This window comes from Paenibacillus sp. FSL L8-0708, assembly GCF_038009325.1.
Classification (GTDB): Bacteria; Bacillota; Bacilli; order Paenibacillales; family Paenibacillaceae; genus Paenibacillus_AQ; species Paenibacillus_AQ odorifer.
This window is the reverse complement of the sequence record NZ_JBBPBC010000001.1, coordinates 1880886-1895759: the sequence shown is the minus strand read 5'-3', so window position 1 is coordinate 1895759 and position 14874 is coordinate 1880886. Positions and strand designations below refer to the sequence as shown.

13 protein-coding genes are annotated in these 14874 nt (G+C 44.1%); 5 read left to right on the top strand and 8 right to left on the bottom strand.

Annotation, left to right across the window (positions count from 1 at the left end):
• Nucleotides 1–103: 103 nt before the first annotated feature.
• The gene (locus tag NYE58_RS08735) at nt 104–874 is read left to right on the top strand and encodes a DeoR/GlpR family DNA-binding transcription regulator (RefSeq protein ID WP_076225117.1); all 771 of its coding nucleotides are present in this window, start codon (nt 104–106) and stop codon (nt 872–874) included.
• A gap of 41 nt (nt 875–915) precedes the next feature.
• Here the strand turns inward: NYE58_RS08735 and NYE58_RS08730 are convergent, their stop codons facing one another.
• Nucleotides 916–1623, bottom strand: a complete 708-nt coding sequence (locus NYE58_RS08730; RefSeq protein ID WP_051490864.1) for an SGNH/GDSL hydrolase family protein — start codon at nt 1621–1623, stop codon at nt 916–918.
• 66 nt (nt 1624–1689) lie between these two features.
• Here NYE58_RS08730 and NYE58_RS08725 point away from each other — a divergent pair, with 66 nt between their 5' ends.
• Nucleotides 1690–2664 carry an aldo/keto reductase family protein gene (locus NYE58_RS08725; protein ID WP_036675684.1) on the top strand — a complete coding sequence of 325 codons (975 nt, stop codon included), beginning with the start codon at nt 1690–1692 and terminating at the stop codon, nt 2662–2664.
• A gap of 82 nt (nt 2665–2746) precedes the next feature.
• On the opposite strand, the gene NYE58_RS08720 is transcribed toward NYE58_RS08725, so the two are convergent.
• Nucleotides 2747–5422: a YhgE/Pip domain-containing protein gene (locus NYE58_RS08720; protein WP_341001562.1), complete on the bottom strand. Its 2676-nt coding sequence runs from the start codon at nt 5420–5422 to the stop codon at nt 2747–2749.
• Between the two features lie 236 nt (nt 5423–5658).
• On the opposite strand from NYE58_RS08720, the gene NYE58_RS08715 reads away from it, so the two are divergent.
• Nucleotides 5659–6186 carry a hypothetical protein gene (locus tag NYE58_RS08715; protein ID WP_036675687.1) on the top strand — a complete coding sequence of 176 codons (528 nt, stop codon included), beginning with the start codon at nt 5659–5661 and terminating at the stop codon, nt 6184–6186.
• A gap of 80 nt (nt 6187–6266) precedes the next feature.
• Here NYE58_RS08715 and NYE58_RS08710 read toward each other — a convergent pair whose 3' ends face one another.
• Genes NYE58_RS08710 through NYE58_RS08690 form a run of 5 tightly spaced genes read right to left on the bottom strand, consistent with a single transcriptional unit; the run spans nt 6267 to nt 11673 of the window.
• Complete coding sequence (locus tag NYE58_RS08710) at nt 6267–7232, bottom strand: glycoside hydrolase family 43 protein (protein WP_036675689.1); 966 nt, start codon at nt 7230–7232, stop codon at nt 6267–6269.
• Between the two features lie 12 nt (nt 7233–7244).
• Entirely contained in the window at nt 7245–8522 is a 1278-nt protein-coding gene (locus NYE58_RS08705; protein WP_076106163.1) for a glycoside hydrolase family 27 protein, read from the bottom strand.
• Nucleotides 8523–8553: 31 nt separating this feature from the next.
• Entirely contained in the window at nt 8554–8826 is a 273-nt protein-coding gene (locus tag NYE58_RS08700) for a DUF6171 family protein (protein WP_076106144.1), read from the bottom strand.
• Between the two features lie 4 nt (nt 8827–8830).
• On the bottom strand, nt 8831–10306 hold the full coding sequence (locus NYE58_RS08695) for an alpha-N-arabinofuranosidase (RefSeq protein ID WP_094903235.1): 1476 nt from the start codon (nt 10304–10306) through the stop codon (nt 8831–8833).
• Nucleotides 10303–11673 carry an arabinan endo-1,5-alpha-L-arabinosidase gene (locus tag NYE58_RS08690; protein WP_326047077.1) on the bottom strand — a complete coding sequence of 457 codons (1371 nt, stop codon included), beginning with the start codon at nt 11671–11673 and terminating at the stop codon, nt 10303–10305. Before NYE58_RS08690 ends, NYE58_RS08695 begins: the two co-directional genes overlap by 4 nt.
• A gap of 376 nt (nt 11674–12049) precedes the next feature.
• On the opposite strand from NYE58_RS08690, the gene NYE58_RS08685 reads away from it, so the two are divergent.
• Together NYE58_RS08685 and NYE58_RS08680 are read left to right on the top strand one after the other, a co-directional pair.
• The gene (locus NYE58_RS08685; protein ID WP_036675692.1) at nt 12050–13006 is read left to right on the top strand and encodes an ArsR/SmtB family transcription factor; all 957 of its coding nucleotides are present in this window, start codon (nt 12050–12052) and stop codon (nt 13004–13006) included.
• A 133-nt stretch (nt 13007–13139) separates the two neighbouring features.
• The gene (locus NYE58_RS08680) at nt 13140–13298 is read left to right on the top strand and encodes a hypothetical protein (protein ID WP_036675694.1); all 159 of its coding nucleotides are present in this window, start codon (nt 13140–13142) and stop codon (nt 13296–13298) included.
• A gap of 754 nt (nt 13299–14052) precedes the next feature.
• Here the strand turns inward: NYE58_RS08680 and NYE58_RS08675 are convergent.
• Nucleotides 14053–14823, bottom strand: coding sequence for a class I SAM-dependent DNA methyltransferase (locus NYE58_RS08675; RefSeq protein ID WP_038569469.1), 771 nt, complete (start codon nt 14821–14823; stop codon nt 14053–14055).
• Between the last annotated feature and the right edge of the window lie 51 nt (nt 14824–14874).

Sequence of the window (14874 nt, the reverse complement as noted above, 5' to 3'; positions counted from 1 at the left end):
TTATTATATATTGTGGTTTTATGTGAATATGTAATTATTTTTAGATTTAAACAACAATGTAGTACACTAGAAAGCAGACTTATATATAAAGGTGAGTGAACGAATGAAAGCATTTGAACGACGGGATCTAATTATTAATGAGCTTTACAGACAGAAGAAGGTCCATGTCGCAGAGCTAGCGCAAAAATTCAACGTCTCGGAAGAGACCATTCGGCGGGATCTAGATAAACTGGACAAAGAAGGTCTTGCCAAAAAAAATTATGGTGGAGCCATTCTCAACGCCCATACCAATGAAGATCCTTCCTATACCAGCAGGCATCAGGTCAATATTGAAGCGAAGCGAATCATAGCCGATAATGTACTGCAATTAATCAATGATGGAGACAGCTTGGTGACGGATACGAGCTCAACGGTGTTTGAAGCCTTGCGTAGAATTATTGAGGAGAAAAACAATTTGACAATTATTACGAACTCTCTAGTGGTATTATCTGAATTTCAACACTCCGGTCAAAAGCTGATTTCCACAGGTGGAATTTTAGGCCCCGAGACCAGCTCCTTTGTTGGAAATACCGCTTCACAGACAATTCGAAAATATAATGTGGATGTAGCCATATTCAGCTGTAAAGCATTGTCCATGACAGGCGGTCTAAGTGATTCAAATGAAGAAGAAAGCGAACTGAAGGTGCTTATGCAGCAGCAGGCGAATAAAGTGGTTCTGCTCGTAGATCACTCCAAATTTGACCGGACCGCGTTCATTAAGTTGTTCAGCTTTGATAGAGTGGATTATATCGTTACAGATCAGAAGCCTTCTGAGGAATGGATCGATTTCTTAAATAATTACCATGTATCTCTTATCTATGCGCCCGCTGAGTGATCAGTAGGTGCATAGATAAAGAGAGATAATGACTTTATAACTTAATTGTTTAAAAGACCACTTTCCAAAACGACCTTCAGCCATTCCCCAGCAATCAGATCATGCCCGGCAGTCGTCGGGTGAACGCCGTCCCACAGCCAATAGGCTGCCTCTGCTCTCTCTGCAGCTGCGTTGAAAGCATCCTGTAGAGGTACATAAACTGTATCAAATTGCTCAGACAGCTGCTTAACCACTCCCTGATAATGTGTAATCTTCGCTTCCCATTCTGTCCACTGTTCAGCTGGAGCTCCGGTATTTAAAATAAAAGGCTCACATAAAACCAGCTTCGTATGTGGCAGAACTTCACGTGTTTCTTCAAGTACGTGACGGTAAGCGCGTTCAAAACGGTCCGTAACTCCACTTGGTTCCCCTTTCATCATTCTCCAAATATCGTTTACCCCAATCAATATACTAATGATGTCAGGCTGCAAGCTAATTGCATCTTCATTCCAGCGTGCATATAAATCGGAGATTCGATCTCCACTCACTCCGCGGTTATAGAATACCAGATTTTCTTCTGCCCGCTCATTCCCTAGCTTGCCTCCGATGATATACGCATAGCTATGTCCAAGAATATGATTCGGGTCTTCATCACGACCTCGATTCCCATCCGTAATGGAGTCACCCTGAAATAAGATCACTTTTGATTTTTTAGTAGCTGGATTAGTCATTGAATCTTTCATCTCCTTGATTACTAGTATATTAATCATTCAACTTGAATGTCTCCTATAATACAAGTAAAGTTATCATATAGAATACAAGGAGGAAAGAGAAAAATGAAATATAGAAGACTAGGCAATTCAGGGCTCAAAATCAGTGAGATCGGACTAGGCAGTTGGCTTACATATGGAACCGCAGCAGAGCAAAAGGCAGCCGATGCTTGTATAAGCAAAGCTTTTGAATGCGGTATCAATTTCTTTGATACGGCTAATGCATATAACCGTGGCGAAGGCGAAAAAGCGATGGGTGCTGCTCTACGTTCCTATGAAAGATCATCTTATGTGCTAAGCACAAAGGTCTTTTTCCCCATGGGAGACGATGTTAATAACCGTGGCTTGTCCCGCAAGCACATTATGGAGCAATGCGAGGCCAGCCTCCGCCGCTTAGGCACTGATTATATTGATGTATATTATTGTCATCGCTTCGATACAGAGACCCCTGTAGAGGAGACTCTACGCGCACTGGATGATCTCACAGCTCAAGGCAAGATTCTCTACTCCGCTGTTAGCGAATGGAGCGCAGCCCAAATCTCTAATGCTGCTGGTATCAGCCGCAGACTGAATCTGCGTCCACTGATCTCCAATCAACCCATCTATAATATGTTCGAACGTTATATTGAAGACGAGGTCCTTGAAGTATCCCAGCGTGAGGGGTTGGGCCAAGTGGTCTTCTCTCCACTGGCGCAAGGAATTCTGACTGGCAAATATAAACCGGGACAACAACCTCCAGCAGGAACCCGTGCTGCGGATAATTCAGTTAATGGTGTAATCTCCAGCTACCTCCGTGATGATGTGTTGTCTGTGGTTGGACAGCTGGTTGAACTCGCTCACAGTTTAGACCTGAAGCTGTCGCAATTGGCATTGGCTTGGATCCTGCGCCAGCCTGGTGTAAGTTCAGCATTAATTGGTGCCAGTAAGCCAGAACAAGTTGCAGAAAACGCCAAAGCTGTAGATGCGGTACTCTCCGCTGATACTTTACAGCAGATCGAGGAGATTCTTAAGCCAGTAGCTGATTTTGCTCCTGCAAGATAACCTATTGCACACTTGCCATATAGTACACAAAAGAGGTTGTGCCAAAAGCCATCACCATGGCTTAGGCACATCCTCTTTTTCTTTAAGAAATCAATTTAGACTCTTCGGCTTGTTCAGAAGCCTTATGGATAAAAGGCTCCAGTGGTTTCTTGAGGAGTAATGCCAGCAAGAGTGCCAGCACACCGAAGATAATCAGATAAATCACATCACGAATCGCCACTTCCGGCAGAATTCCCCCAACCGACTCCCGCATCAGACTAATTGCATAGGTAAACGGCATATACGGATTTAATATTTGAAAAAAACGCCCAGTCGTACTAATCGGAAATGTACCGCCGGAGCTAGAGAATTGAAGCACCATGAATACGATCGCTATCCCTTTTCCCAGGTTGCCAAATACAGCGACAAGCGTAAATACAATGGTTACGAACACGATGCTGATTAACACTCCAAAAAGTACAAACCACACCTTATTCACCACATAACAGTGCAGAATAAAAATGTTGCCAAGGACAGCCACCAGCCCCTGAAGAATTCCCACCGTAAGGAAGGTCAGCAGGCGGCCAAAATACAATTGATATCTTTTGTACGTTAGCCCCCCCGTATCCACACCTGTGCGGAGAAGAGAGACAAGCAGTGTGCCTCCGACCCATAAGGAAAGTACGACATAAAAAGGAGTCATTGCTGAGCCGTAATTCGGAATAGGATATAACTTATTCTCTTTTAACACTACCGGATTGGCCAAAAAATCACTTTTGCTCTTAATATCTCCTCCGAGCAGTTGCGCAATTTCCCCCAGATCAATCTCTTCTTTAATTTGGCGGATCGTGGAAGCGGCTTTTCGAATCGAGTCTTCCAGTACTGGAAGATCATTTCTCACCAAATCTGCGGCAAGCGCCACTCCTTTATCTGCACGGGGGAGTCCTGTACGAATCAACTCCGAGACCTGATGAACCCGCTCTTCTACAGTAGGCAGATCCTGACGCACGAAATTCGCAGCTTGCTGTATCTTTTCCCCTGCAGTAGGTAAGCTGCTCTCCAATAGCGGAAGCGTATCTCGGATGAAAGCACCAAAGCCCTGGGTCTGATCGGCAACCCCACTGGCTGCTGTGTGGACCGCTTCGCGTATAGCTGGCAAATCCTGCTGCAGACCAGCTAAGCTTGTCTGCCCGAACTCAATCGCCGACATCGTCTCTTCCAGTAGGGTACCCAGCGCGGGTATGCGATCTGGCACCTGCTGCAATGCGGAGGCTGTGACATCTGCCGCCGAAGTTATTTGCTCCAGTGTATTTTTTATGGCAGGGATAGTCGACGAATCATACCCTGAGATAAGCTTCGCAATTGCCAGCTTCCCAAGACCAGACTTTAGGAACAATTGGTTAATTGCACTGGAATCAGCGTTATCCTTATTCTGAACGTCAGCCGCCATAGCATTTACCAAGGACTTCTGACTGTTCAAAACACTGTCTACACCTTTCAATGCTGCAAGATCAGCAATAGACACTGTTTCAGGTGAAAATGTGTTCAATGCATTTAACATAGAAAGTGTGTGTTCAATCACGCTGCTTCCTGCAGCCAACTGTGCTGAGAGTAACTCCAGCTGCTCACGTACAGCTTGCGGCTCGTTATCCTCTCCCTTTAACTGTTCAGCAAGCTTGACCACTGAGTTCTCCGTTTGCTGTAGGAGATTAAGATTCTGTTTTATAGCTGCTGGAACAGCTTCAAATGCAGCACTGCTCTTCTCCAAAAATTGTTGAAGTTCCAGAACAAAATCATTTCCGGCAGTGGCAATCTTTTCTGCCTCAGGCAGCGCTGTTAAGGCAGCATTAACGATCTTATGCGCTTCCGTAAGACCTTGCGAGGCCTGAGCCATGACCTGTTCAACTTCACCATAATGGTTATCAAGTTGAACGATTAGCTGTGCCGCTTCTTCAATCTTGGGCAGCTTGTCCTGTAGCCCCCCTAAATGATCTAAGGTACTCGCGATTTGCGGCCAATGCTCAGCAATTTTCTCTAAAGCCTCACCCGCTTTTTCCACCTCTGGCAGCTTATTCTCCAATGTGGAAATACGCTCTGCTGAAGCATGAATCTGCGGCCAATTTTCCTGAATTTTCAATACACGTTTACCTGCGGTTTCAATTTCTGGCAGGCTCGCCTCTAATTTGAACAATCCTTTTTCTACCTTGCGTATAATGGGCAATTCAGATTGAAATTCCTTATCGATTTGACTTAAAACAGTAAATACCGTCTCACTAATCGTTTCCGTGAAATTCTCACTGATCTGTGTGGTGATTGAAGTGGCGCCCTTGTCCGTGATTTTAGGAGCAATCGCATTTATTTTCTCATTGACGGTATATTCGATTTCTGGTTTCACAATCGTTCCATCAAGAATTCCAGTCATTCGTTTGGAGAAATTAGCAGGGATAACAATACTGGCATAGTAGTCTCCGCGTTTGACACCATTATGTGCAGTCTCTGCATCTACAAAGGTCCAGCCCAGGTTTTTATTGCTCCGAAGACTTTCCATGACCTCATTCCCGATATTAAAATCCTTCTCCTGCACCTTAGTACCTTCATCTAAGCTGGTAACAGCAATTTTAATGCCAGAAGTATTGCTATAAGGATCCCATACTGACGCAACGTTCACCCAATCATACACGGAGGGCAATACCACCAAAGCGGCAACCAGCAATACGGCCACAGGAACTCTGAATAAGTTACGCCAATCGTTCCTATAAATCCGTAGTATTCCGCCCATTCGCTGCTCCCCCTAATCTGCATGTTTTGATATTTTAATATGCCCGAGGAGATAAGCTTTTACTATTTATTTTAGGGAACTCGTGACTTCTCATTGCTTTTTAAAAAAACTTTTAAAAAAATGCAACAAAAACTGCTCATTTCACGTAAAGAGTAATATATAACCCGTTTAAGAAAAAACGGAGCGGGTAATAAGTTTTATACAACGTCTTACATATCTCAAGGGGGAGATTAATAATGTTTAAGAAAAAGTCAGCGTATGTGTTACCGGTTGTTGTTCTGTTGTTTCTTTCCCTCATTACTTCTGCAAGTACCGTTGGAACACGGGTAGATGCGCAAGATAGTGACAAGACCCAGCATCAAACAGTTTACTTTCATACTATTGAATCCGACCATGGCAAGCTCTCCGGTACGACCGATGAAATAAACTGGTATCAGGGTGCTGATGCCGATCGAATCTTTGCTGAAAGAGATCCAGAAGCTGCAGCAGAAATCGGCGGAGCTCCAGACAGTTATTATATTGTAAATGATGTTGATACTCTAACAACTTATCCGATAGCGGATAACGCCACAGTGACGTTGCAAATTTTTGATCACACTGGCAACATGGAAGACTTGGATATCAACTGGAATGAGTCCATCACCTTACAGCAATTTATGGATCAATTTAATAATACGGATGTCATCGACTTGAGCCAGTTCCCGTATCACATCACCATTCAGGACGGCGTAATTACTTCGATCGTTCAACAATATATACCTTAAGGTGCAACATAAGAAAGAGGGTTACTCAGCAGCCATCTACATGGCTTATGAGTAACCCTCTTTTTTATATACTCAACGAATTATTGTTTAGCAGCATCCTTAACGGGAACCCCAAAATTCGGCGTACCATCTTCATTCCAATGGAAGACTTGAGCACGAGTATGACGGTTCGGATCATACAGCGGATCGCCAGTAATTTCTTTATAATTGCGGCAGTGGTAGATGAGTACATCTTCCCCATTTTCATTTACAGTAAAACTGTTATGACCTGGACCATATTGTCCATTCTCTTCGTGGGTCTGGAATACCGGTTCCGGCAGTTTGGTCCATGAAGCGGCGTCCAGCAGATCGCTGTCTTCATCCGCAACCAAAAGTCCCATGCAGTAATTGAAATCCGTAGCGCTAGCCGAGAAGCTGATAAAGATACGGCCGTTACGTTTAAGCACTGCAGCTCCTTCGTTTACCTTGTACCCAATAATTTCCCAGTCATATTCAGGAGTAGCAATCATCGTCTGAGGACCCGTTAGCGTCCATGGATTACTCATTTCAGAAATATACAGATTAGAATTCCCCTCAATATTCAGGTCCTTCTGTGCCCATACATAATACAATTTTCCTTTGTGCTGGAAGGTGGTTGCATCCAAAGCGAAGGATTCCCAAGCGGTTTTCACCTGGCCTTTTTCTACCCATGTTCCTTCTAACGGATTGGCAGATTCATTCTCAAGAGCAAACATACGGTGATCGAATAATCCATCCTTCGTCTCCGTAGTACGCGCCGCTGCGAAATAAATGTACCATTTCCCGTCAATATAATGGAGCTCTGGTGCCCAAATGTTTGCACTAAGCGGACCCGTCTCATATTTACGCCAAGCTACAGCCGGTTCTGCAGCAGCCAATCCCTCGATTGTTGTTGCTCTCCGCACTTCGATCCGGTCGTATTCTGGGACAGAAGCAATAAAGTAGTAATAACCATCTGTATGTTTATATACCCATGGATCAGCACGCTGCTCCACCAATGGATTTTTATATTCTACACTCGTATTCATAATCTCTCTCCTCTATTTAAACTTTAACAATACAGAACCATGCTGTGGAAGAGTTTGAGAAATACCTTCGTTAACTACTTCCAAATCGCGGCTCTGCCATAGATCACGTATAGTACTAGGAATTGAAACATTAAGCTGCTCGAATGATACCTGAAGCGTTAATGTTTCATCGCTAAGATTAAACAAAGCTACATAATGGTTACCTTGTTCATCCTCAGATGTCCAGATCGCATGCTCCTCATTTAGCGCTACCTGTCTGCCGCCCTTACCATAACGATGCAGATGAAGCACTTCCTTATTGGTCAATAAAGATAATGTCCAATCATCATTGTCCCGAAGTTCTCCTCCAAACATTAACGGGGAGCGAAAAATACTCCACAGTGTCATCATGGTGACCTGCTCGTCATGAGTAAACCGCGTGAACCGGTCTCCCCCGCCATCTACAGAACGAATGCCCAGATGACCTAACGGCAGCATGTCACAATCAGGCCAATGGCCCGGCTGAACATAAGGAGCCCATTTCTCACAGCGCTCAAACATCCCGCGCAGCAGATGCCAATGATCCCAGTAATCATCGGTCATTCTCCAAAGGTTAGCGTGTCCGGCTAAGTGTTCAGCCTCTTCCACTGGAGCAGGTCCAGGCGAAAGACTGAGCACCATCTCGCGACCACTGCGGTCAATAGCCTTACGGATCATAGCAACTTCTTCTTTGTGGTATCCATAAATGCGAGAAGCGGCAATATCATCCACTTTCACATAATCCACGCCCCAACTGGCATACAACTGGAACAGCGAGTCATAATACGCCTGACTGCCTTCTTTTGAAGCATCTACTCCATACATGTCCGTATTCCATGGACAAATAGAATTTGGGTGAGCCACATCGCGTGCGGTTTGCTCAGATCCTAGAATAGCACTGGCCGCATGAGCAGCCTGACGCGGGATTCCGCGCATAATGTGTATGCCGAATTTCAAACCCAATCCATGTACATATTCAGCGAGTGGCGCAAACCCTTTGCCTCCCGCTGCGGAAGGAAACCGGTTCTCAGCAGGTTGAAGTCTGGAGTACTCATCCATAACCAGCGGTACAAAGTTGCGATACTGCGAAGAATTCGCTCCAGGCTCATACCACTGAATATCCACAACTACATATTCCCAACCAAAGTCCTTCAAATGGGTAGCCATATATTCTGCGTTGCCTCTTACTTCTTCTTCATTTACACTGGCTCCGTAACAGTCCCAACTATTCCAGCCCATCGGGGGCGTAGCAGCTAACAAATTTTGTTTGATGATTTTCACGTCCTTTTCAAAAACTTAGTATTCACTCCCAGCGAGGTGCCGAGGGATAAGGGCAAGTAGAGTCCTGTAATCTCGTTCTCACCTCTACGAGGCAGCCACAATAACGGCAAGTGCTACCAAATTGCAGGCCAGAGCAATCTCGGCAATGTTCAATACGCTGCAAATATTGCTCCTCCGGCGCTAAGGGTCTTTCTCTAGTGGCTATTTCTATTAAACGCTCCAGTTTTTCTGGGCTTATTCTCATGTTCTCATCACAGCTTTTGCAGCGACGGTTTTTTTCTTGATTCTCTGACATGATATTATTCCAGAGTCAAGACTACTACAGAAGCAGGTGGAAGCTCGCAGCTCAGCTTTTCACCCGATAAAGATGCACCCTCAAAAGCTACTGGAGTAACTGTATCCGGTGCCTCAAACGTATTGTGCGCACCCAGCACGGAATGCGTTAAGATCTGACCTGTCACTTTGCTAAAGGTAACCTCTTCAATACCAATACTTAGCGATGCGCTGTCATTATGGCTCAAGTTACAGAGAGAAACATATACTTTGCCATTCGTATCGCGAGAAGCAGAAACGCTAATCTGTGGAATTGTTAGATCCCCAAACGTATAATCAGGGCTCTCAACAGTTACTTCAAGCAGTTCATTATCCTGATGCTCTTTGTACATTTCAAATACATGATAGGTAGGCGTTAGAATCATCTTGTCGCCCTCCGTCAGGATAAGAGCCTGCAGTACATTGACCACTTGAGCCAAATTCGCCATTTGCACACGACTGCTATGCTTTTGGAAAATATTCAGCGTTACCCCTGCTACCAATGCATCTCTGAGTGTATTCTGCTGATACAGGAACCCCGGATTCGTACCAGGTTCATTTAAGAACCAGGTTCCCCACTCATCTATAATCATTCCAACCCGCTTATCCGGATCATATTTATCCATTACCGCTGAATGTTTGGTAATCAGTTCATCCATATGCAAGGTTTTTTGCATAGTCTCAAACCATTCGGCTTCATCAAAACCTAAAGCGTAACGTTTCTCTTCCCAGCTTCCAGGAATCGTATACGAATGAAGACTGAGACCATCCATAAACCGTCCAGCTTCGCGCATTAGCACTTCTGTCCAATTATAATCATCAACGTTGGCGCCACCAGCGATTCTATAGATCTGATTTTCACCATAATTACGCACATATGTCTGGTAACGTCTGTACAAATCCGCATAATATTCTGGACGCATATTGCCGCCGCAGCCCCAGTTCTCATTACCTACACCAAAATACTTCAACTTCCACGGCTCTTCACGCCCATTTTCACGACGCCAATCCGCCATCGGTGATTCGCCTTCAAAGGTCATATATTCAACCCACTCCGACATCTCCTGAACAGTGCCACTGCCAACATTCCCGCAGATATATGGTTCACAATCCAGCAACTCACATAATTCAAAAAATTCATGCGTCCCAAAATGATTATTCTCGACGACACCGCCCCAGTGCGTATTCACCATCCGCTTACGGGTTTCTTTTGGACCGACGCCATCCTTCCAATGATACTCATCGGCAAAACAGCCCCCCGGCCAACGAAGGACAGGAATATTAACTTTTTTGAGTGCTGCTAGGATGTCGTTGCGAAAGCCCTTGGTGTTCGGAATCGGCGAATCTTCCCCCACATAGATCCCATCATAGATACATCTGCCCAAATGCTCGGCAAAATGACCATATAGATACTTGCTAATCATATTAATTCCTTTACCTGCATGTAGCTTGATAGTAGTCATCTATTCTCTTCTCCATTCTTTTGCTTACCCCAGATGGAAATTCCATTTTCATTTAATCCAGTAAATACAAGGGTCTGAGTTTCTTTCTCCCAATCCCATGACGGAAGCAATTGCACCTTCTCTATCCGGCCTTTACCCTCGACAACATCATTCCATACCAAGGTCAGAACTCTGCGTCCATCAAAAGACCAGCTTCCTTTTCCATTCGCACCTTCCAGCTTAAAGTCAGAGGATAGACTTATGAGGGCAGACTGAATCTGGCCATCCACTGAGGGGTCCATTACAATCCATTCCCACTGTCCTGCGATTAGCTGTTCTGGAATATCCTGTTCCACTTCACCCGCATACCGTTCTGGAGATACAACAGGCCAACCATCCTCTGTCCACAGAATTCGACGAACCTGTAAATAGGACCAATGTTTATCGATTTCACCACGTGCATGATGAACTATATAATAGCTGCCATCCTCATGAAGAACTGAGTTATGGCCGGGAGCAATCCAACCTGGATCTTGTCCAAAGCGATAGCCACCCAGTATTTTATTGCCGACCTCATATCGGGGTTGATGCGCACTATCAGTCATATCTCGTCCGTTATAATCCACATATGGGCCGGTAATAGTATCTGCACGAGCGACACGAACGTTATAATCCTCAAACAGGGAGTCATAGGAGACGAACAAATAGTATTTTTTGAATTGCTCGTTATACACTATGTACGGTCCTTCAACTGCTCCATCTTTAATGGTGTTATCCCGTTTAGCGATCAGCGTACCAAAACCTTCTTGCTTCGGTTTGCCCGTTTCCGCATTCAGCTCAATGATATGAATTCCACCAAAAAAAGAACCATACACCATCCACATCCGTCCATCTGCATCCGTAAGCACATTTGCATCAATCGCATTCAGTGAATCTTCAGCACGCGTCTGAATCACCACACCTTCATCGGTCCAAGGTCCCTCAATAGAAGATGAAGTTTGAAGTCCGATTAGCGATTGTCTACTTCCAAAAGATGAGGCCGAGTAATACATTCGATACTGATCACCGTATTTCACCACATCGGGTGCCCATAAATTAGTAGCCCCTGCCCATTCCTTCGCAACTCGGGGAATTCCCGGCAGCGCATAATGAACCCATTCCCAATGGATAAGATCCTGTGATTTTCGAACCATTACGCCTGGACGTAATTCTCCTCCGACTCTTATGTCGGTAGAAAAAACATAGTAACCCTCATCTGTTTTAATAATGCCTGGATCATGTGTGTTGTGAAGCGTCCATAAAGACTCAATATCAATCACTGATAGATCATACATTGGCATGTTCCCTGGGGAACTTGGAAAGACAAGATCTGTTGTTTTTTTTACCATTAAATTATCACCTCAGAAATAGCAACAGATTGAGCAGCAATAAATATTAAATTTAAAATGAAAAAATATGTATTCGCTTACAATATAAAATAACATATATAAAAAGCCTTGTAAATATATTTCTATAAACCTTTTCATATTTATATGAAATTAAACTCGAAATAAATGAATTATGGCGAAATAATCGTCTTTTTCTTTAGTTTAATCCTTTGTTTGTTTAAATTTTACTAAATTAAAAGAAAATCATGCCAAAAATCCCTCTTATATTTGACCATTCTACAAAATAAGGAAGTATACTTTATTTATATGCCTTATTAGTTTATAATTTTATAAAATAGTATAATTTATGACGTAATCGGAAGAAGGTATTGATAAAATGATCTATATTAAAGATTTAATGAGTGGATTAGAAATTTTCAAGGCACTAAGCTCAGAAATCAGAATCCTCATTTTAGAGCTCCTTGCCACCAATCAAGCCTTGAACCTGAATGAAATTGCCAAAAAACTGAACCTCAGCAACGGCGCCATTACCATGCATATTAAAAAGTTAGAAGAAAGCGGTCTCATTGAGATAAACACATCAGTGGGCAAACACGGTATTCAAAAGGTCTGCTATTTAAATAAGGACAAGCTTATTGTTGACCTTCGCAGCAAGGATGTTGATAATCTTTACGAAGTAGAAATTCAAGTAGGTCATTACAGCAACTATCAGGCTGTTCCAACTTGTGGATTGGCTACCAAAGATAGCATCATCGGGGATTTCGACGAGCCGCGTTATTTTGCAGATCCGCAGCGAATTGAATCCGAAATTATTTGGATGGCTGAAGGGTTCCTCGAATATAGAATTCCAAACTACCTTAAAGCCAACCAAACGTTCCGCGAAATTCAGTTCTCGATGGAGATCGGCTCTGAAGCTCCTGGGTCTAACGATAACTATCCGTCCGACCTTTATTTCTATTTAAATGGAATTGAAATCGGATTCTGGACTAGCCCTGGCGATTTCGGAGATACCCGGGGAACGTTTAACCCCGATTGGTGGCCTCCGCACCTAAACCAATACGGCATGCTGAAGCTGATCCGTATCAATAATGAAGGCAGCTTCATTGATGGCTGTCGGATTTCTGATGTGACCCTTGATGATATCCAATTGGATTACAAAAGTGAACTCACATTCCGTATCGCAGTAACCGACAAGCCTACAAACAAACGTGGACTCACGATTTACGGAAAACATTTCGGCAATTATAGCCAGGACCTACTGGCACGTGTGTTGTATGATGTACATGAAGTTGGAGAGGGCCTCCCTCGTAACGCTGTTATAATAGCAGAGTAACCAACCCTGATTTAAATAAAAAGACCCTAAATTCAGCTAACGCTGATTTAGGGTCTTTTTGAGCTTCGTATATTTTTTCGATATTGAACCATAATAACTTTGTCTCCCAAACCACCGAGAAGGAGTGTTTCGAATGCGTGAAGGTCTAATTCCCGCTGTTCTTGGAACCGTCGTAACCGCTTCTAGCGCCGCTTTTCTTGGAAGCAAGTATAAGATGGCAGCAACAGGCGTACTTGGATTTGGTCTGGCTCATGTCGTATTGGGTGCCATTGATCTGTTTGAGCATCGGTAAGGATTGGAAGATGCCGGGTGGTATGAACACTGCCCGGTTTATTTTGTATTTATTATGTTGGCGCAATTACAAGCTGCTCCAACGAATGAAGTCATAAAAACAGCGATTCTCCTGATATCGGAGAATCGCTGTTTATGTTTGGGTCGCTGGCTGGTTACTCCAACCTTGTCTCCATCATCTCACGTGTATCTCACGTGGCTTACGTATCTCACGTGGCTCACGGACCCAGATGACGTTATTTGCATATTTTTAGCCCTTGGAGCATGTTTTCGGACTCCAGTGACGCTATCCATTGGAAAATAACCAATATTGGACGTTTTTCAAGCCAATAGCTGCACTGGAGTCCGATAGCACCCAAAATATTGGAAAATGCTGCTTATAAGGTCCGCTGGGTCCGATAGCTAGTACTAATACGGATATCTGATGGTAGTTGTGCATGCATGTTGTTGGATAGTGAAAACCTACACGCATCCGTAAAGGGCGATGCATGAGCATTCGAGAGCGAGAACCTACACGCTTCCGCAAAGCGGCAATATATGAGCTTTCGAGAGCGAGAACCCATACGCTCACGCCAGCGGTAATGCATGAGCATTCGATAGCGGAAACACACTTGTTTCCGGCAGCGTCAACCTAGGTGCTTCCAACAGCAGTATTCCACTCGCTTCCGCCAGCAATCAGCTAAGGTCAAAAAAGGGGCTGTCCCAGCAGCTATTTTCATAGCTTATGGGACAGCCCCTCTTAGCATTTTGAATATTTATTTTATAGCTACATAAAATAATCGTTCAGCATCATCTTCTGCCTCTACCCACTCGAAATCGGCATAGATCTTCACATCACTAAACCCAGCCTTAAGCAGCTCTTCCTTCATCCAGTTAGGATCGTAGGCACGCTGAATATGGGTCTCTTCGAATCGGCGATAGCGATCGCTGTGTCCGTCTTCACGGGCAAAAATGGACAGATGATGTTCAATTTCGCGGCGTGGAACATCCATCTCACAAGTCCAAATATAAGACACAGATGGCTCGTCCAGAATAAAGGGCTGTTCTTCTTCATAACGAATTAGTGTGTTTGGATGATGCACATCGAACAGAAAGGTTCCGCCTTGCTTTAACCCTGCATAGGTACTGGCAAAAACAGCGCTGATGTCATCCTCTTCCAACACATAATTCAGACAATCACAAAAGGAAATCACAGAATCCACCAGCTCCGGAAGCTCCCATTCCTTCATGTTTTGTCTAATCCAACGAACACTGCCTTCACGCAAAAAGCGCCGTCCCTGGGGATGCTCCTCCATTTTGCGCTGTGCCACTGAGAGCATGTCAGAAGATAAATCGATTCCGGTCATATGATATCCTGAACCCGCCAAAGGAATTGTAATACTCCCTGTACCACAGCCAAGCTCGGCTACAGTTAACGGCTTGCCGTATTTACTCCATGCGGCTTCAGCAAAGGATATCCAATCTGGATACGGCATATCTGCCATAAGCTCATCGTATACATAAGCAAATTTCCCATAGGAAGACACAATTACACCGCTTTCTATAACAACATTTTATAAATTACGTCTATTGAATCG